This window comes from Desulfoluna sp. CYM3A, from assembly GCF_056829965.1.
Map to the genome: position 1 here is coordinate 5,985,115 of NZ_CP186556.1, position 17,970 is coordinate 6,003,084.

Here is a 17,970-nt window from a genome sequence, read left to right on the forward strand (position 1 = left end):
AGGCACACGAAAGCAAAAGGGCGGAGAGTCCGACTTGCGGCCTCCCCGCCCCTTCGGCTCTTGCTATGTCAATGCCATGACATAAAGGTTTCAACGGCCTCCTGGGATTCAGGCCGCAAGTTGTCTATGCCTTCATAGGGCTTGCCTTTGCCGATCTTGGCGTGTGGGTATTTTTTGATGCCCATCATGTGCCGTGTGAGCATGTCCTGAAAACTGGCACCCGACCACAATGCCGCCTTGATAAGCGGGGTCATTTCGCGGGGGTCCCGTGCGAGGTCAAAGACCGGAGCGGCGGCTCCGGGCACGCCGGGGCCCGGCATGTGCATCTTGAATTTCTGTTTGACGATGGAGCGCAGGACAACCCCCTCATAGATGTACACATAGTCCCTGCGGCCGTTCCCTTCCCCTTCGATGAGCAGGGCGGTCTGGTCGATGCCGTCGATGATCCTGTCCGTGGGGATGTATTTGGTGGCGTCCCCTAAGCGGGCAAAGGTCGTATACAGGTCGCAGACGTGGATCATGTCCCCAGCCAGGGTGTCGGGTTTGATGCCCGCAGGCCACCGGGCAAAGGCATTGACTCGGACCCCGCCTTCAAGGTGGTCCAATTTGCCACCGCGGTAGATCATGTCGTTCATACCCGTGATTTCTTGGTATCCCATCAGAAACGGACCATTGTCTCCCATGAGGACAACCAGCGTGTTGTCTGCGATACCGAGGGTGTCCAGCTCATCGAGGATCTCTCCCACCCATCCGTCAAGCTGGTTCATGCTCTCGACCATGGTGCCGCCGTTGAGCGTTTGGAACTGCTCTCGGTCGCTGCGGACGAAGTTGATCGGGATCAGGGGCCAGTACTGAAGGAAGAACGGTTTCTCCTGATTGGCAAGGGCTCGCAGTTGCTCCAGCGTCTGTGTCTGGTAGCGCTGGTTCATCTCATTGTACTTGTCCTGGGTCCACTGCTCGCCAGCCTCCATCCCTACCTCGTGGGCATCCTTGCCCTTGTACGCTTCAACGCCGGTGACAAGACCAGCGGGTTTGAATTTATTGTCCAATGCGAATTTGTCCGTGTAAGAGCTTTTTGCATGGCCGGTCAAGGAGTTGGCCTGCTCGGCATCTTCGGTCATCAAGGAGAGTTGTGCCTGTTGATGCAGGGGGAAAGCTGCAAAATCGAATCCCTGGTTGTGGGGGTAGGACTCCTTGATGTCGCCCATGTGCCATTTTCCGATATGAACCGTGGCATACCCCGCCTTGGAGAGCACCTCGGCAATGGTCACCTCACTTTTGGGAAGCCCTTCGCCGATAAGGGCCACCTTGACCTCTTTGAGTCCGGCTCGAACGGGGTGGCGCCCCGTCATCATCGCCGTGCGGGTCGGTGTGCATGATGGCTCGGTGTACATGCGCATAAAAGAGAGCCCTTCGTCGGCCAGCTTGTTGATGCGCGGGGTCTGGGTACCGCGCACATAGTTGAGTTCGGGAATGCCGAACTCCCCGAATCCCACATCGTCAATGAGGATGTAGAGGATGTTGGGCCGCTTTCCTCCATTTTTCTCCCTGATTTCTGCCAGCTTTGTGTCAATTTGCTTGTCCTGTTCCGCCCATGCGTCAACGTGTTGGGCTTTGACGAAATTGTATTCGCCGTCATGCACAATGCCGCTGGCGCAGGCAAAGGTCCCCATGGACAAAGCGATGACTGTCAAACCGATTAGTCTTGCGAGTCGCATGATACGCTCCTTGTGTGTCTGAGGTTAAGGTGGGTGGCTTTTTTGCCGTGGTGGCTACAGCAGGGCTCTCGTCATTCAGGCATCGTTGCGGCCGATAAGGCGATACAGTGTGGCGCCGAGGATACCGCCGATAATGGGGGCTGCCCAGAAGAGCCACAACTGGGTCACCGCCCAGTCGCCCACAAACACAGCCACCCCCGTGCTGCGGGCAGGGTTTACCGAGGTGTTGGTCACCGGGATGCTGATCAGGTGGATCAGGGTAAGGCACAGGCCGATGGCAATGGGGGCAAAGCCTTTGGGGGCGCGTGGGTCCGTGGCCCCTAAGATGACGATGAGGAACATGGCGGTCATGACCACTTCGCACACCAGGGCCGAGGGCAGGCTGTATCCTCCGGGTGAGTGCGCTCCGTATCCGTTGGACGCAAATCCGTCGGCCAGGGAAAAGCCGGGTTTGCCGCTGGCGATGAGGTAAAGGATTCCTCCTGCGGCAATGGCGCCGAAAACCTGGGCCACGATGTAGGGCACCAGCTCTTTTCCCGAAAACCGGCCCCCGGCCCAGAGGCCGAAGGACACAGCCGGGTTGAGGTGACACCCGGAGATGTGGCCGATGGCAAAGGCCATGGTCAGAACCGTGAGGCCGAAGGCCAGGGAGACTCCCAGAAGACCGATTCCCACGTTGGGAAATGCCGCTGCCAGGACAGCGCTTCCGCATCCGCCGAGAACCAGCCAGAATGTGCCGATAAATTCTGCACCGTACGCTTTCATGATGTGCTCCTTTGCGGGTAAGGGTGGTCGCAAAAACATGCATAGGGTTGGGCTGGAAAAAGAAAAGGGGTGTGCCTTGATGTTGCCACCGCCTGGCGGACAGCCGGTTGGCTGGAGGGGCTCTGGGGGCATGGGGCTTGGAAGGTGTTACGCCGGGGCGCTTGGGGAAGGCCGGTGTGGCGGTTTTATTTGGAATGATATTTTATACTTAAGGGCGTGTTTTGGCAAGGCCTTACCGGCGCAGGTGAGTGGGGCATCCCACGGTGTGATATGGTCTGCCGGGCTTTTCCGCCTTCTGCCAATGGTTCCATAGCACTTTGCCCGGTGGTTGGCTCGTCTTTTTTCGAATTCGAAAATAAGGTGCGATGGTTCTTGGCTATACATCAGCCCTTTGTTATGCTTCAGACGTGTACTAGTTGCCGGATGCAGGGAATTGTCGATGCTCTGGGTGTTGGCTGAGACGCCTGGAATCGTCTTTGTAGCCAATCTAAAGGATTTTTATGGTTTTCTCTCCGTGGTTCCAGACGCTAAAAGACCCTTTTATCTATGGCCCGAGTGACGCTGTTTTCATCTTTTCTGTGGGGTGATATCGTTTTTTTGTTCCCGTATTCATAAAAAACGGTATACACACTCTTTCTGTTGTGATGTAATATTGTGAACATTAGATGTTGAGTTATGAACATTCGGGCAGGGGTGGATTTTGTTGGCTATCCGCAAAACATTGTTTGTTTGGGGGCGCTTGAGTCCTTCGGCGCGAATGTGTTCAAGGCAAGAACAAGGTTGCGTATAAGGGAGAACGTCGGAGGCTGTAAACTCGCGCCCCGACGGCATGTAGAACCATATATCAATGCAATACAGAGGGATTGTCCATGAATTATCGTATTTCAAGGTTGTGCGCCGTGTTGCTCGTGGTGGGTGTCATGTTCACGGGCGTAGGGTGCAAAGAGGTGTTCGACATCGATACCCAGGAGGAGGTTGCCCTCCACAGGGAGTATTACAGATCAACGGTCATGCCGTATTTCGAGACGGGCGAAGAGGGGTATTTTACTGGTGTCGACGGTGTGGACATCGCTTACAGGGCCTTTCAGACAGACTCGGACAAAGGGGCCATCGTTATTTTCCACGGCAAATCCGAGAACCTCACCAAGTATGCTGAGTTTGTCTACGACATGAAGGATACGGGGTGCGCCATCTATCTCCTGGACCACAGAGGACACGGCGCCTCAGGCCGGCTGCTTCCCGACCCCATGAAGGTGTATGTAAAGGATTTCGACGACTACGTGGAAGATGCAAACTACCTGATCAGCAACATCGTCCGGAGGCGGGACGGGCATGAGAAACTCTTTCTCGTGGCCCACTCCATGGGCGGGGGCATCGGGAGCCTTTACCTGGAAAAGTACCCGAATGTCTTTGACGGGGCCGTGCTGTGCGCGCCCATGCAGGGGATCAACACCGAAGACTTCATCAAGATGTCCGATGAAGCCGGATACGCCCTGGCCCTGGGCAAGGTCATTGCCGGCAAGGGAAAAGAGTATGGCCTGAAGCAGGAGGCCCCTGAAGATTTCGGGCAGGACGTGGGTTACGAGGAGGGACAGGAGCGGTTTTTCACCGAGGCCGTCACCCACAGCTACAAGCGATGGCTGGTCAATGAGGAGTACCTTTCCGAGCACCCGGAGCTCCTTGCGGGTGGTGCCATCATCGGTGTGACCTGGCGCTGGCTGGAAGAGGGCTATGCCGCCATTTTCAAACTCCGTCGCAATGCCTGGAAAATCAACACGCCCCTTCTGCTGTTTGAGGCGGTGGACGATCACTTTACCACATCCGAAGGCCACGAGACCTTCGCGGACGGGCTCCGGCCCGGTGTGCTGAGGGAGTACGTCCGGTTTGATGCGGATATCAACGGAAAGCATGCCGCATACCATGAAATCCTCTGCGAAGAGGACACCATCCGCACCAAGGCGATCGAACGGATCAAGTCCTTTATTGCGTCCTTCGAATAATTTTTCCCCTCCCCATACCATCCGGTCTGTGCGCCAGTTTCGTACGGGCCGGGTGGTTACCTGACTTCCACGCCCCCCATCTTTTCTCCCTTTTCCTTGGTTGCCTACCGGCTCCGGTGCGCTGGGCGATAGGCCGTTACGAAAAAGAGTTTGACTTGTTGAGGGATTGATATCATAAAAACAGTGCTGTTGAAAAAAAGAGCGAAAATCACCATTTAAGGGGGGTGTCATGCCGGAAAATGTCGCAGGCCCGATCCATGTTCTTTTCAACAACAAGTCATTGAGAAAAGTCTTGCTTGCGTTGCGGGTCCCCCTGGGGGGGCTGCTTTTCGTATTGCTGCTTGTCCGGGTCGAGCCCGGCTGGTTTGTGCCCGGCCTGCTGGTGTCGGTGGTGGGGCAACTGATTCAATTGTGGTGCATGTCCACCATCAAAACCCGGAAACGTCTCACGGTCACCGGACCGTATATGTTTGTAAGAAACCCCATGTACCTGGGGCGGTTTCTGTTTGTGTTCGGCATCGTGATGGTAACCGGGAGTCCCTGGTGGCTGGCAGGGTTTTCCATTGTCTACTACTTTTACATGGTCAACAGGGTAAGGCGTGAAGAGCGGATTCTGGAAGATCTGTTCGGGGAGGAGTACACGTCCTATTGCCGGGATGTGCGCCCGTACCGCCCGGGGATGAAGCGGTTTGACCCGGCAGGGCTGTGGTCTTTCAACAGGGAAAGTATCGTTCAGAACAACGTGGTGACCAACATTGCCTTTCCCTGTCTGCTTTATGCCCTGCTCTTTGTCTCTGTTCTTCTCCAATCCGGTTGAGGGGAGCCGCAGGGACGAAGTCAGGCCCTGCGGCCTGCTTTTGTGCTCAAGGGGTAGCCCTTGAGGAACCATAAAAAGCGAATGCGATTCAAGGCGTCCAGGTGCTCCTGCCGGGCTCTGTCCAGGGAGCCGGGCTTCTTTTTGCGCCAGTTTTTGTAAACCCCGGACAAATCAATGTCCTTCATGAGCTTGTGCAGGGCCCGGGGGGTGTTTTCCAGGTTCAGGCTGGACTGGAAATCCAAAAGGGCAGGGCGCCCCTTGTCCGTCACCAGGATGTTCCGGTGGTTTCGGATATCCAGGTGGACCATGTTGTGCCGATGCATGCGTTTCACCAGGTCTTCAAATTCAAAAAAGAAGTCATCACTGATCAACTCCGCAGGCGTTTCCTTCAAGGTTGTACCGGGCTGGTACTGATAACACACCGCATACATATCCAGAAAAAACGGGTCGGCAGGGATGCCGTCAAGGCCTTTGAGTTTTTTCAGGGCCAGAAATTCCCTTTTGGCCATCAGGCGGCCCCAGGTTTTTTTGATGGCCGGGGGGCAGCGGGAGAAGTCTTTGACAACCCAGGTGGTTTGCCCCTGGGTGTATTGATAGAGCTGCGCATTGCCCCATCGCCCTTTGGAAATGACCTTGTACTCACCGGATTCCAAATCTCGTCGAGTAAACGATTTTCCCATGGTTTTTGGCCTTTTTCTGCATGGTGTGGTTGGTTGGATATATAAATCGGTTCATGGTCTTCCGTCAGTAGCGGCACAACGGCTCCATGCCCTGGCCCGCAGGTGCGGCGGCGTGAGGCAGAACCGCAGGAAAGGTCCTGAAACTGCGTGGTTTTAAAAGAGAACATGGTAAACCTGCCGGGTAAAGGGTGGCGACTCGTTACCGAGGCAAATGGGCTCCTGCCATGGGTGATGCGTCACCCTGATGAACGGTCAGGTTCGGTGTGTACTGGCTGTGCCTACATGCTGGGAGGGTATTGCTGAAGATCGATGACGCAGGTTGCGTGCCTTGCGGTGCACGGTCGTCGTCCCGGGCGTGCCCGAAACACTCTTCTTATTTCGTGTCCAACCGTATGTCTATGGTGTCCTTTTGCTGCCGTGTCGTTGGCTGTCTTGTTCTTCCAAACAGGACGGGGTCCAAGGCACCATGGGGGGTATTATACCCTCCTTTTAATCCGGGTTCAAGAACCCCCCGAGGACGGGGGCGCATTCTCTCCGGGAACTTCCCGCAAAGGGGCGGTCTTTCTTTTTTTGTTGTTTTTTATCAGGTACTAAGGGTACTCTGTTTAACATCCTGCTATTCCTGCCATAACCTGTTGTCGAATCATTGACAACCCATTCACGCGGCCATTTTGAGTGTGCCCGTCCATGAGAGACGGCCTTTCCTGCACCATGCGGAGACCACATGCCGATTTTTCGAACGCTGCCCGTCGGCATCCGTGAGAGCTCTGTCTTTGCGTTTTCTTTGTCTCTTTATCGGAGGCATGCATGAACCCACGATGGAATGACAAAAAGGACTTGGAGGTTTCTATGAAGATGACTGACGGATTCCGGATGTTCTTTCGACGTGCCATGCTTTTGCTGATGGGGGCTGTTTTGTTGTCTGCCTGTGCAACGGCCGACACGCCCCCACCCATGGCAGACGTTCCCGAGATAAAGCCGGGAATTCTTAAAGGGTACCTGCCCTCGGAAGCCCTGCCCAACAGTCTGGCCCTGATTCCCCTTCCCCCGGAAGAGGGTTCCGCCGCCTTTGGCCTGGACACCGATGTTCAGAAGCGAAGCAGTAAATTTGTGGATACGCCTCGCTGGGAGCTGGCTGCCGTGGATGCGGAGTTGATGTTTCCCGCCGCGGCCGAGACTTTCTCCTGTGCCCTGGGGATCGCCATTACAAAAGAGGAAACCCCCTACCTGTATCGCCTGTTGAGGCGAAGCCTGGCCGATGCGGGCCTGTCCACCTACACGGCCAAGGACCACTACAAGCGGGTGCGCCCCTTTGCGGCGAAGGCAGAGCCCACCTGTTTTCCCAAGGATGAGGACCATTTGAAAAACGACGGGTCCTATCCGTCGGGTCACACCGCCATTGGGTGGGCCTGGGCGCTGATCCTCACCGAGATTGCCCCGGAACGCGCCGACAGGATCATTGCCCGCGGCAGGGCCTTTGGGGAGAGTCGGGTTATCTGTAACTATCATTGGTACAGTGATGTGATGGAGGGGCGGTTCATGGGGGCGGCTACCGTGGCGAAGCTGCACGCTGATCCGACGTTCTGCGCGGACCTGGCAGCGGCCAAGGCCGAGTATGCCGTGGCTGTGGCCAAGGGACTTGCCCCGTCCGGCGACTGCGAAGCCGAGGCCGAGACCCTGACAAGGTATCCCCTTCCCTGATGGTTACCGGTAAATGAAACGGTTTGTTGCGCCTGGTGTGGCCGTTTTTCATGAAAAGGAAGGGTTATCGTGCCATGGTGGTGATGGTCAGGCTTGCTTCGGCGTGTGCGGCCTCCTTCTTTTTTTTTCGCATGAGGCCCCGGGTGGTCGCCACGGCCTTGGAAGGGGACGAGCCTCCCGTTTCAGGGCTGCCGACCTTGAACAGGCCGGTGGTCGGGTCTTGGAAGGTGCTGGGGACGTTTGCTTCAAGGTCGCCTGTGGCGGCATAGATTTGAACGGTCTCCACACCAAAGGGGGCCACAGCTTCGAATTCGCCGAGTTCGATCCATTTCCCGGCATCGTCCGGGCCCACGTAGGAGATGAACCTTCGGTCCCCCGGGGCATCGTTGAGCTCCACCAGGTAGGTGTACGGGGTTTCCTTGAAGGCGTGGCCCATGAGGTAGAAGTAGCCCGGCCGGTTCATCCTGATGAGCAGGGTGATGGACTCACCGGATGTGTAAAGGAGGTCGGTTCGTCCGTCGGCAGTCTTGATATCCACGGAAAAGTCGCTGGAGACCACCAGGCCCGAGGCAATGAGCTTTTCAAAATCGAGGGTCTCGGGTTGCGTGCGGTAGCCCTGGCAGGCGGAGGGGAGAAAACAGGCCATGGCGGTTTGCAGGGTGTTCTGCTGCCGGTCCATGAGGCGGCAGGTGAGTTCTATGCCCTGGCCCGTGACGGTGTACTCACCGATGAGAATGAAGGCGGCGGAGGCAGGGGTCGGGCAGGTGTCCAGAAAGACCGAAAGGTGGTTTTTGACGGCGCTTGCAAAGGGGGTGACCTCACGGGACGCTCCCGTTGCGGGGGGAAAGATATAGATTCCCTTTTGGGTGAAGTGCCCGGCCATGCGTTTCAGTCCGTCGTCAAGGGTATCTGCCTTCTGCTCCAGTTTCCGGATCCGCGCTTTGAGACCGGCTTCGGTGACCTCCGAAGCAGCAGGGGCGACTCCTCCCAAAAGGCGGGCCACGAGGCTGAGGCGCTGGAACCGGTCGAGGGCCGTGAGGGCCTCTTCGAGCACGGCGATTTTTTCTGCATGGCTTTTACAGGTGTCTGCCTTGGCCAGGGTCCGTGTGATGGCCCGGCGGGTCACGGCAATTTCGCTTGAATACAGGGGCAGGGCCTCTTCGGAGAGGCGCGCAGTGGCTGAAAATTCCGTGCCTGATGGCACAACGGACACTGTTGCCCCCAGAAGGGGCAGGCGGGATGAGATCTGAAGGTGCTTGGTTTTCATGGTCTCTGCCGTGGTGGCATGTTGGGTGACCACGGAGCTGAAGTCACTGACCACCTCCACGTGGATGGCGCAAAAGGGTGAAGGCGAAGGGCCTCTTTTTCCGCCTGGTTGCGGGTGGGGCAGATGCCTGTGCCGGTATACTCCCGCGCCGAGAGGAGGGGGGGACTAAGCAGGAGAAGAAGGGGAAGAAGAAGGACGATTTTTTTCATGGCGGTCAGGGCCCCCTGGTGGTTGTTTCTGCGGATCGGGCGTCATACGTGCCGTTTGTATACCGGAAAGGCTATATCACGTCTGTGATGCAAATCAATGTTCGCCGGTTCGGGATATGGCATGGTACGAATGCATAAAGGATTTTTCCCGGGGAAACGGGGAAGAAAGAGTCGTCCTGAGCCCGGGGCGGCCAGTGCTGTGAACGGTTATCGCAGAGGAGTGAGTCAAGATGAAAAAAACAGTGATGTTGTCGGGAATTCTGGGGTTTCTCATGGTCTTCGGGTCGGTCTCCTGTGCCGGGCACGGGCAGCTGAAAGCCTTTCCGGAAGCTTCGGAGGGCATGGAGCGTTTTGTGATCGTGCTTCCGGAAAAGGCAAAAGACGAAGAGGACGCCAGCATGGTGGAGCTCATGGCGGGCAAGATGATGATGACCGACGGGGTCAACCTGGTGCGCCTGGGCAGCAGCATCGAGCCCCGCCCCCTTGAAGGCTGGGGGTACACCTATTATGAGGTGACGGGATCGTCGGCCATGATGAGCACGATGATGGCTCCGCCCGAAGGCGCCCCCCAGGTGGAGGCCTTTGTCATGGGCACCCCCTTGAAGGTCCGCTACAACAGCAAGCTCCCCATCGTGGTTTATGCGCCGGAGGGGTATGAGGTGCGGTACCGTATCTGGGCGGCCTCGGAGACGGTTTCGACGGCGAATGAATTCGGGAATCCCCCCTTCGCTCAACGCGCTTTTCACCAACAGCGAGGTGACAACCTATGCGAAAGAAAAACGCCCTGGTCATCGGTATCGCAAACCGGGAGAGTATCAGCGCCGGAATTGCTGAAGAGCTTCATCGCAACGGCTATCGGATCGTGGCAACCTATCTTAACGAAAAGGCCCTGCGCCATGTCAGGGAAGTGACCGACCCCCTGGGGGTGGAGGAAGAGGCCCTGCTGCCCTTTGAGGTGGGCAATGCCGGGCAGCTGGATGCCATTGTTGAGTATCTGGGGGCCAGGGGCATGCGCCTTGACGCCATTCTCCACGGCATCGCCTACGCCTCGGAGATACGAAAAGAGCTCCACGAGGTGTCCTGGAAGAGCTTTCGGGACTCGACCCGGATTTCCGCCTTCTCCCTGGTGGAGATCACACGCCGGATGCTGGACGCGGACGTCTTGAACCCGGGGTGCAGCATCCTGACCCTCTCCTATATCGGTTCCCATCTGGCGGTGGAGGGTTACAACATGATGGGCCCGGTCAAGAGCATTCTGGAGGCCCTGGTCCGCGGCCTTGCCTCGGAACTCGGGGGCAAGGGGATTCGTGTGAACGCCCTCTCCCCGGGGCCTGTCATGACCCGGGCCGCCAGCGGCATCGGCGGGTTTTCAGACCTCATCAACCACGTGCGCAGCGCCACGCCCCTGGATCGCACCGCCACCTTGGAGGACATCGGAAATATCGCCTACGAGGTGATCACCAACCCGTCCATCAATGGGGGCTCCTATGTGGTGGATTGCGGGTCCAGCGTCCTGGTCCGTGTGGGCAAGGAGACCTGAGGCGAGTGCATTCAATACCTGCTTGTCAAATTTTCAAACGTTTGGCCCCCGGCAGGGCCGCCGGAGGCGCCCTTCTTTTGCACTTCTGCTTTTTTCAAGGAGACCATGACCATGACGGATAAAAACGCCTTGATCATCGGGATTCGAAACACAGAGAGCCTCTGCACCTCCATTGCCGCCGAGGTGAAGAAGGCCGGTTACACCCTCTATGCAACCTATCAGGATGAGATGACCCGAAAGGATGTGGAGCAGGTGGCCGAGGACCTGGGAATCCGCAAGCTCTTTAAATACGACGCAAGAAAGGACGAAGACCTGGATGCCTTTGTGGAGGCGTTCAAGGCCGAAGGGGTGAAGCTCGATGCCCTTGTCCACGGGATCTCCTACTCCACGGCCTCCGGTGCCAAGCTGAACCTGCCCCTGGTGAAGGTGGCATGGGGAGAGTTCACCGATGCCATCCGGGTGGGGGCCTTTTCCCTGGTGGAGGTCTCGGGAAGGCTTCTGGACGTGTTCCGGGAGGATGCCTCCATCCTGGCCGTTTCCCTTCGCTGGGGGCGGGTGGCGGTGCCCAATTTTAACGTGGTCTGTGCGGCCAAGGCCGCCCTGGAATCCATGGTGCGGGGCCTGGCCCAGTCCCTGGGCAAGGCCAGGAAGATGAAGGTCAACGGCATCTCCCCCGGCTTTGTTCCCACCTACTCCCTTGCCAAGGTGGGCAACACCCTGGAGCTCCTGGAAAAGGCAAGGGACGCCTCCCCCTTGAAAACCAACGTGAGAAAAGAGGACGTGGCGAGCCTTTCGGTGAGCCTTCTTGAAAACAACTCCATCTCCGGCATGGTCTACACCATCGATTGCGGGGTGGAGATCATAAGAAGCGGTGAGGGGACTAGCTTTTACACTTCCGGCTGGCCTGGCCGGCGGTGACCACAGGTCCCGTCGGTTTTTCTTTTTTTTCCTGAAAAAATTCAATCTGAAAATTGGTTTTCTCTTTTTCCCGGAAGGTGCGCACCAGGCCCATGAGGGTGTCGGCAGACGAGCGCATGGGGTCCAGGGCCTTCAGGCCCAGTTTGACGTACTCCCAGTTGTCCCGGAGTACCTGGGTGCTGAAGAAGGTCTCTTCCTTGACCGCGCCGATGGACACATCGTTGGAGATGTACCGGATGGACTTGTAGTCGGTGCCGTGGGTGGTGCCCATGGCCGAGGTGACGGCGTGGACGCTCAGGGTTTCGATGCGGTGGACCCTGTATGTGGTATCACCTAAGGTCAGCTCCTGGGGGACTGCAAGGTCCAGGGCTTCGAAGGCGGTGAACATACCGTTTGGCCGGGCCGGTTCCACCTTCAGGGGAAAGACCTCGTTCTTGTAGTGCAGCTCCGCCCTGACCACCTTGTGGTTTTTTACCCAGTAGTGGACCCGGTGCAGGAAAATATCTCCTTCCGGGTAACTGGCCAGGTGGATTTCTTCTCCGTTGATCTCCAGCACCTCGATCCAGGAGCCGAAGTCTTTGTCCAGCTCGTCATGGTGGTACCATCTGTAGACGGTATCTCCGCAGCGGGTGGCAGGGGATACGTAGAAGGCTTCGTGGATGGGTTTATCCTTCATGCTGGACAGGGCGCTTTTCTCCACAACCCGTGAGATCATGGTGGTGCACCCTGTGCAGAGGATGAGGGCAACGGCGATCATGAGGACCGGGGTCGCTTTTTTCATTTTCTCTTATTCCGTGATGACGTCGGTGGCGAGTTTGAAGCCTGCGGCGAGCATCAGGCCTCCGGCTGTTTTTTGGACGGCGGCAACGGCATGGCGCCCGGTCATGGCCGCCCGGGCCCGGGACGCGAGCAGGGCGTAGCCGCAAAGCACCGAGGCGACCACCGTGGCCACGGTAAGGGTTGTCAGGGCGATGCCTGTGGGGGTGAGGGCAGAAAGGTCCATGAAGGCCGGGAGGAACCCGCAGTAAAAGAGGATCACCTTGGGGTTGGCCAGGGTGATGAAGAGCCCGCTGGTGTAGGATCGGCGAGAGGATGGGGCGGATTCCCGGGCTGTTTCATGGGGCCGCGCAGCAAGGAGGCGGATGCCGAGGTACGCCAGGTAGGCCCCTGCACAGAGCTTGATAAGGATAAAGCACTCGCCCAGGGCTTCGGCCACCATGGAGAGGCCGAAGACGGCGAAGAGAAGGTAACAGATGTCTCCGGTAACCAGCCCGGCGATAAGGCTCAGGGTACCGCGAAATCCGTGTGAGAGGGCGGTGGCCACGGTGGTGAGGACCCCCGGGCCCGGCGTCAGGGCCAGTACGACCATGGCGGCGGCCAGCCCTGCTAAGGAAAAGATGTCCATGATTCAGTGCTCCGATGCTGAGAAAAAGAAGTAAAGCCTGTATTGGAGCATCCTTTGTGGCAAATTTCAAGGCGCGAGTGCCGGGCAAGGGGCTGCAGGTCAGGGCTGACTCTTTTAAATGTTGCATCCGGAGGACCTGTGGGGCACCAACCTTTTGAAACATTTGACAAACAGGCTTCGCTTTTTTGTGTGCACAGCCACCTTGCATGGCCCATCTTGATTTTTACGTTTACCGGAACGTTTTTGCGGAGCTTTTTTCAAAAAGCGACCCGCCGGAGGCAACGGATTTTTTCATGCGCTGGCCTTGGCGGCGGTGTCGGATCACCCTGTTTTTTTTTGTCGCATGTGGTAAAGGTGATGGGGTTGCGGGACGATACGGGCCGTGATTTTTTTAAGAACGCACCATCGATCGGGAAATAACATAAGGGCATGAAACTGAAAAATACGGCACTGCTTATCGATTTTGAAAACCTCATCTGCGGGTTGAGCGGCAACAACTCGGCGGACAGCGACGAAGGGCTGTTTGACCCCTCCCTTCTGCTGAAGATCTCCGAAGACCAGGGCAAGCTCACCACGGCCTGGCCTATGCGGACTGGCGTCACCGGGACTACAACCAGCACCAGTTCAAGCTCTACCAGCACGGGGTGGAGCTGGTGCACGTTCTGGGCAAGGGCCAGAAAAACGCCGTGGATATGCGGATGGCCGTGGATGCCATGGAGATGATCTACGAGCGCCCTCAGATCGACCGGTACGTCATTGTCAGCGGGGACCGGGATTTTATCCATCTCCTGAAAAAGCTCAAGCTGCACAACAAAGAGATCGTGGGGGTCTCCCCGGCGAACTGTGCCTCGGAAGACCTGGCCGAGCTGTGTGACCGCTTCGTGAACTACGAGAGCCTGCAGGATATCTTTGATACGGAGCTGAGACCCCACAGCGGCGGCAACACCGAAATGCTCAACGTCTTCAAGGCCCAGCTGCGGGACCTTCTGGAGCGCCATGTGGGGGAGCAGGGGATTCTGGGGGCCCAGCTCAAATCCCTGATCCGCCGTCATATCTCCTCGTCCTTTGACGAGTCCCGGTACGGGTTCCGCAAGTTCATCGACCTGATCCTTGCCCTGGACGACGTCGCCACCGTGGAGCGCAGCGAGACCGTGGGGGATTTTTACATCAAGGCTGCCCGGTATGAAAACAGGGCTCCCAAAAGGGACGAAGCCGACGACATTATCCCCAAGCTTCGTGCCAAGCTCAGCGGCCTCAACATCGACTGGGACCGTGCTTCCCGGGACGGCATGCTCGCCTTTATCCACGACAACATGGTCCGGGCCGAGACCTTCACCGTCAACTCCATCGTCGAAGACCTGGAGGGCATGACCTTTGACGACGGGCGCGTGGTGAGTTCCCGGAAACTCGACGGGTACATCAAGGTGTGCAACCACTCCAGCATGCTCCAGATGCAGCCTGCGGGCACCGGCACCTTCCGGGACCGGGACATCGCCCTGAAATCCGAGTACCACGACATCGAGTCCTTTATCAGCCGCTTCGAGTACAGCCTGATCTACAAGATCAAGGAGATGCTCCCCGCCTCCCGAAGCGAGGCCATCGACATCTGCACCAAGCTACTGGAGCTGGTGCCTGAAGACGACGACAGCTATATCGAGCACATTCTGGGGCGCTTGCCCCAGAAGTTCGCCTGACAACGGTTTTCCGGAACGAAGAACATGACGCCCTGTGGTGACTCACCACAGGGCGTTTTTTATTGCTGTGTTGCCTGGAGAAAGTCTGAGAGATCTGCCACGAAGCGTTGGGGGCGCTCCCACTGGAGCCCGTGGCCGGTGTCGGCGTAGAGCTTCAGGGTCGTCCGGGATGTGGGTGCCCAAAAAAAGCTGCTCGGACGCGCCGAAGACCCCGTCTTGTTCTCCCCACAGGACCAGGGTGGGTGCGGCAATGGCGCTGAGCTGCTCCCGGTGGTCCACGGCCATGAGCGCCCCCAGGATCTTCTGCCACTCATCTGCCTTCAGCTTCATGCTCTCGTCCACCACGTGGTCCAGAAAGGCCTCGGGGACCGGGGCCGCCACAGTGCTTGCCTGAAACTCCCGCACAAACCCCCTGTCGATGGGGTCCTTCAACGTATCCACATAGGCTTTCAGTTCGGCCAGGACCTTGTTGTCGCTGCACGAGGCCCCCGAGCCGATGAGGACCAGACCGCTGACCCTCTCGGGATGGGACAGGGCCACCTCCTGGGCGATGAAGCTTCCCATGGAGTGCCCCACCACCACGGCCCTGTCAATGCCGACCCGGTCCATGAATGCCGTGACGTCCGATGCAAAGAGCTCCATGGCATAGGCTCCGGGCCTGCCCGAGTTCCCGTGGCCGCGCATGGTGAGGTAAAAGGCACGGATCTCCCGGGGCATGAGGGGGGCAACGCGGCTGAAGGAGTCGTGGCTGTCGGTGTAGCCGTGGAGAAAGACAACGGCCATGCCGTCGGGGGACCCCTCTTCCAGGTACTCAAGGCAGAGGCCGGAGCCCAGGGTGATGGACCGGGTGGCCTGGGGGGAGGTGTCGTTTTTCTCTTTGGGAGGAGTGCATGCGGAAAGGTTCAGGAGGGCAAGGCCGACAATCAAAAGGGAACACACCGTCACTATTCGGGGTTGTTTCATGGGTCACCTCGTTGTGGGTTGCTGGTCGTGGGTTGCAGGCTCAAACGGGTCGTCGGTCGGATGGCAATTGTCTGACATCATAGCAAAAGGATGCGCCTGGATCACTGGAATTCTGCCTGTTCCCCTGGCGATGCAAAAAATGGGACCGGTTGTTTTTTTTGTTGAGGAATAAAACTGCAGTTGCTTGATTTTAAACAGATAATTTTTTCGGATTGGCTCTGGGAACAGCCGGGTTGACAAAAATCGACGGCAGGCTATTGATCTGCGGAATTTATGTTGCTATGGTAACGTTACTATGGCAACAAAAAAGACAGGACCCAAAGAATTTGTGATGTTCGATCACCCCGTGATTCCGAACAGGGATGCGAGGGGCATGGTTATTCATCTGATGGACATTGAGATTGGAGCAGGGGATCAACGGCGTTTCGAAGCAGCCGGGGCCGCCATCACACCGGAGAACTTCGTGGTACTGGCCATGCTCGTGAACCAGGAGGGCGTCCACCAGAGTGAGCTGGCACGGCTCACCCGGAAAAACCGGCACAACATGGCCCGCATCATCGCCTGCCTGGAGCAGAGGGGCTATGTCCAGCGTCGCTCCGACGGCGGGGACAAACGCCGGCAGCTTGTGTTCCTCACCGGTGAGGGGCGTGACGTTCTGGATGAGTATGCCCCGGATCTCTTCGGAGTTTTCTAGTCTGGTCTTTGACGGACTGTCCGATGAGGAGCTTGAGACCATGCAACGGATCCACCTTCAGATTTTGTCAAACCTGGGAGTCGAGGTGTAGGGGGCGTCAAAGCCTCCCCGATGCCGAGGCACACACTTTATTCTGCTCCTTTCAAGGCGGCACCGTTATTCGGAGACGACGCCGGGCCCTGGCAGGAGGGCGGCCGACCTGTCGACCCGAACCGAAGGGCTTGGGCCACTTCGTTTTCCTAACTATTTCACTGAGCCAAAAACCATCAGGATAACCGCCTTGTTTCCAAGGCTTGCCCCTTTGGGGCTTTTTTAGTCGATCTGCGTGTTTACGCGCCGGATAAAGACCGCTATCTCTGCGCGGTCGATCATGGTTCCCCGGTTGGTCCGGGGGCTGAAGAGGTCAAAAAAAAGTATGATTCGGAGACACACCATCATGAGTGAACGATCAACATCAGCATTGCGCAACCCGTATCGCCCCGCAGGGGTCATGGCCGTGATCGGCGCCGTGATCCTGGGGCTCGTCGTGATACCGTCCGTCAGCCTGGCCCAGGGGCCCGGCCCCAAGGCCCCCGTTTCGGCCATGTCATTGAAAAAAACATCCATTCAGTACACCCAGACCGTTCCCGCACGGGTTAACGCCTTTAAGGTGGCCGAAGTCAGGCCCCAGGTCACGGGCATCGTGACCAAGCGCTTTTTCGTGGAAGGCGGCCTGGTGAAGAAGGGGCAGCCCCTCTACCAGATTGACCCGTCCACCTATCAGGCGGTGTATGCCTCGGCCATGGCCAACCTCCTTCAGGCCAAGGCCCAGCTGGAGACCACCCGGGCCCGGGAAGAGCGTTACGGCCGGCTGGTGGAGGACAAGGCGGTGAGCCGCCAGGAGTACGACGATGCCCACGCCGCGCTGCTCAAGGCTCGCGCGGCCATTGCCGTGGCCGAAGCTTCCGTGGCCCAGGCCAAGATCAACGTGGACTATACCCGTGTCTACGCCCCCATTACCGGGCGCATCGGCAAGTCAACGGTCACCGAAGGGGCCCTGGTTACAGCCAACCAGCCCCAGATGATGGCCAAGATCACCCAGCTGGACCCCATCTATGTGGACATGCAGCAGGCCCGTGAGAAGCTCTTTGAGTTCAAGGCAAAAAGCGTTAACACCGAAAAAGTCGAGGTGGCCCTGGATTACGGGGACAAGGACGGGGCTTACGGCCACAAGGGGGAACTCCAGTTCTCCGAAGTCACTGTGGATCCCACCACCGCCTCAGTGGTCTTAAGGGCCCTGTTTCCCAACCCCAATGAAGAGCTGTACCCCGGTTTTTTTGCCAGCGCCACCCTCTACCTGGACAAGGCCGATGTGATCCTGGTGCCCCAGAAGGCCGCCATTCTTCAGCCCAGCGGGAAACGGATCGTGTGGGTGGTGGATCAGGAGAGCAAGGTGCACCCCCGCCCCATCGAGGTGGACGGAGCCTATGGGAACAACTGGATCGTGAAAGGCGGCATCTCCGAAGGAGAATCCATTGTGACCGAGGGCTTCCAGCGCCTGCGACCCGGCACCGATGTCGAGGTCTCACCCGCCAAACTGGCCCTGGTCGATTAGGGCCG

16 protein-coding genes are annotated in these 17,970 nt (G+C 57.8%); 9 read left to right on the top strand and 7 right to left on the bottom strand.

Going from position 1 to position 17,970, the window contains the following annotated elements:
* Nucleotides 1-68: 68 nt before the first annotated feature.
* Entirely contained in the window at nucleotides 69-1,718 is a 1,650-nt protein-coding gene (locus ACOYW1_RS30100; RefSeq protein WP_482420869.1) for a sulfatase-like hydrolase/transferase, read from the bottom strand.
* Nucleotides 1,719-1,793: 75 nt separating this feature from the next.
* The gene (gene aqpZ, locus ACOYW1_RS30105) at nucleotides 1,794-2,483 is read right to left on the bottom strand and encodes an aquaporin Z (protein WP_482420870.1); all 690 of its coding nucleotides are present in this window, start codon (nucleotides 2,481-2,483) and stop codon (nucleotides 1,794-1,796) included.
* An 869-nt stretch (nucleotides 2,484-3,352) separates the two neighbouring features.
* Here aqpZ and ACOYW1_RS30110 point away from each other — a divergent pair.
* Together ACOYW1_RS30110 and ACOYW1_RS30115 are read left to right on the top strand one after the other, a co-directional pair.
* Complete coding sequence (locus ACOYW1_RS30110) at nucleotides 3,353-4,483, top strand: alpha/beta fold hydrolase (RefSeq protein WP_482414438.1); 1,131 nt, start codon at nucleotides 3,353-3,355, stop codon at nucleotides 4,481-4,483.
* A gap of 229 nt (nucleotides 4,484-4,712) precedes the next feature.
* Nucleotides 4,713-5,300: a methyltransferase family protein gene (locus ACOYW1_RS30115; protein ID WP_482420871.1), complete on the top strand. Its 588-nt coding sequence runs from the start codon at nucleotides 4,713-4,715 to the stop codon at nucleotides 5,298-5,300.
* A 20-nt stretch (nucleotides 5,301-5,320) separates the two neighbouring features.
* Here ACOYW1_RS30115 and ACOYW1_RS30120 read toward each other — a convergent pair whose 3' ends face one another.
* Complete coding sequence (locus ACOYW1_RS30120) at nucleotides 5,321-5,980, bottom strand: RIO1 family regulatory kinase/ATPase domain-containing protein (protein WP_482420872.1); 660 nt, start codon at nucleotides 5,978-5,980, stop codon at nucleotides 5,321-5,323.
* 849 nt (nucleotides 5,981-6,829) lie between these two features.
* On the opposite strand from ACOYW1_RS30120, the gene ACOYW1_RS30125 reads away from it, so the two are divergent.
* A complete protein-coding gene (locus ACOYW1_RS30125) occupies nucleotides 6,830-7,681 on the top strand; it encodes an acid phosphatase (RefSeq protein WP_482414441.1) in 852 nt (283 codons plus the stop codon).
* 64 nt (nucleotides 7,682-7,745) lie between these two features.
* Here the strand turns inward: ACOYW1_RS30125 and ACOYW1_RS30130 are convergent, their stop codons facing one another.
* Nucleotides 7,746-9,008, bottom strand: a complete 1,263-nt coding sequence (locus ACOYW1_RS30130; protein WP_482420873.1) for a hypothetical protein — start codon at nucleotides 9,006-9,008, stop codon at nucleotides 7,746-7,748.
* A 379-nt stretch (nucleotides 9,009-9,387) separates the two neighbouring features.
* On the opposite strand from ACOYW1_RS30130, the gene ACOYW1_RS30135 reads away from it, so the two are divergent.
* The 3 genes from ACOYW1_RS30135 to ACOYW1_RS30145 all read left to right on the top strand — a co-directional run bounded on the left by ACOYW1_RS30135 (nucleotide 9,388) and on the right by ACOYW1_RS30145 (nucleotide 11,615).
* Nucleotides 9,388-10,068, top strand: coding sequence for an ecotin family protein (locus ACOYW1_RS30135; protein WP_482420874.1), 681 nt, complete (start codon nucleotides 9,388-9,390; stop codon nucleotides 10,066-10,068).
* On the top strand, nucleotides 9,984-10,697 hold the full coding sequence (locus ACOYW1_RS30140; protein WP_482423854.1) for an enoyl-ACP reductase FabI: 714 nt from the start codon (nucleotides 9,984-9,986) through the stop codon (nucleotides 10,695-10,697). Before ACOYW1_RS30135 ends, ACOYW1_RS30140 begins: the two co-directional genes overlap by 85 nt.
* 111 nt (nucleotides 10,698-10,808) lie before the next feature.
* Entirely contained in the window at nucleotides 10,809-11,615 is an 807-nt protein-coding gene (locus ACOYW1_RS30145; protein ID WP_482420875.1) for an SDR family oxidoreductase, read from the top strand.
* On the opposite strand, the gene ACOYW1_RS30150 is transcribed toward ACOYW1_RS30145, so the two are convergent.
* Nucleotides 11,578-12,396, bottom strand: coding sequence for a hypothetical protein (locus ACOYW1_RS30150; protein ID WP_482420876.1), 819 nt, complete (start codon nucleotides 12,394-12,396; stop codon nucleotides 11,578-11,580). The genes ACOYW1_RS30145 and ACOYW1_RS30150 overlap by 38 nt on opposite strands.
* Before the next feature lie 6 nt (nucleotides 12,397-12,402).
* Nucleotides 12,403-13,020 carry a LysE family translocator gene (locus tag ACOYW1_RS30155; protein WP_482414447.1) on the bottom strand — a complete coding sequence of 206 codons (618 nt, stop codon included), beginning with the start codon at nucleotides 13,018-13,020 and terminating at the stop codon, nucleotides 12,403-12,405.
* 578 nt (nucleotides 13,021-13,598) lie between these two features.
* On the opposite strand from ACOYW1_RS30155, the gene ACOYW1_RS30160 reads away from it, so the two are divergent.
* Nucleotides 13,599-14,714, top strand: a complete 1,116-nt coding sequence (locus tag ACOYW1_RS30160) for an NYN domain-containing protein (protein WP_482423855.1) — start codon at nucleotides 13,599-13,601, stop codon at nucleotides 14,712-14,714.
* Between the two features lie 42 nt (nucleotides 14,715-14,756).
* On the opposite strand, the gene ACOYW1_RS30165 is transcribed toward ACOYW1_RS30160, so the two are convergent.
* Nucleotides 14,757-15,677, bottom strand: coding sequence for an alpha/beta fold hydrolase (locus tag ACOYW1_RS30165; RefSeq protein WP_482420877.1), 921 nt, complete (start codon nucleotides 15,675-15,677; stop codon nucleotides 14,757-14,759).
* Nucleotides 15,678-16,050: 373 nt separating this feature from the next.
* On the opposite strand from ACOYW1_RS30165, the gene ACOYW1_RS30170 reads away from it, so the two are divergent.
* Nucleotides 16,051-16,371 carry a MarR family winged helix-turn-helix transcriptional regulator gene (locus ACOYW1_RS30170; protein ID WP_482420878.1) on the top strand — a complete coding sequence of 107 codons (321 nt, stop codon included), beginning with the start codon at nucleotides 16,051-16,053 and terminating at the stop codon, nucleotides 16,369-16,371.
* A 436-nt stretch (nucleotides 16,372-16,807) separates the two neighbouring features.
* Nucleotides 16,808-17,965: an efflux RND transporter periplasmic adaptor subunit gene (locus tag ACOYW1_RS30175; protein ID WP_482420879.1), complete on the top strand. Its 1,158-nt coding sequence runs from the start codon at nucleotides 16,808-16,810 to the stop codon at nucleotides 17,963-17,965.
* Nucleotides 17,966-17,970 lie beyond the last annotated feature (5 nt).

Bases quoted from the DNA above. Each gene is read 5' to 3' on its own strand.
- ACOYW1_RS30120 (WP_482420872.1), bottom strand. From the start codon at position 5,980: ATGGGAAAATCGTTTACTCGACGAGATTTGGAATCCGGTGAGTACAAG.
- ACOYW1_RS30150 (WP_482420876.1), bottom strand. From the start codon at position 12,396: ATGAAAAAAGCGACCCCGGTCCTCATGATCGCCGTTGCCCTCATCCTC.
- ACOYW1_RS30115 (WP_482420871.1), top strand. From the start codon at position 4,713: ATGCCGGAAAATGTCGCAGGCCCGATCCATGTTCTTTTCAACAACAAG.
- ACOYW1_RS30145 (WP_482420875.1), top strand. From the start codon at position 10,809: ATGACGGATAAAAACGCCTTGATCATCGGGATTCGAAACACAGAGAGC.
- ACOYW1_RS30100 (WP_482420869.1), bottom strand. From the start codon at position 1,718: ATGCGACTCGCAAGACTAATCGGTTTGACAGTCATCGCTTTGTCCATG.
- ACOYW1_RS30175 (WP_482420879.1), top strand. From the start codon at position 16,808: ATGAGTGAACGATCAACATCAGCATTGCGCAACCCGTATCGCCCCGCA.
- ACOYW1_RS30165 (WP_482420877.1), bottom strand. From the start codon at position 15,677: ATGAAACAACCCCGAATAGTGACGGTGTGTTCCCTTTTGATTGTCGGC.
- ACOYW1_RS30170 (WP_482420878.1), top strand. From the start codon at position 16,051: ATGGTTATTCATCTGATGGACATTGAGATTGGAGCAGGGGATCAACGG.
- ACOYW1_RS30110 (WP_482414438.1), top strand. From the start codon at position 3,353: ATGAATTATCGTATTTCAAGGTTGTGCGCCGTGTTGCTCGTGGTGGGT.
- ACOYW1_RS30125 (WP_482414441.1), top strand. From the start codon at position 6,830: ATGAAGATGACTGACGGATTCCGGATGTTCTTTCGACGTGCCATGCTT.
- ACOYW1_RS30155 (WP_482414447.1), bottom strand. From the start codon at position 13,020: ATGGACATCTTTTCCTTAGCAGGGCTGGCCGCCGCCATGGTCGTACTG.
- ACOYW1_RS30135 (WP_482420874.1), top strand. From the start codon at position 9,388: ATGAAAAAAACAGTGATGTTGTCGGGAATTCTGGGGTTTCTCATGGTC.
- aqpZ (WP_482420870.1), bottom strand. From the start codon at position 2,483: ATGAAAGCGTACGGTGCAGAATTTATCGGCACATTCTGGCTGGTTCTC.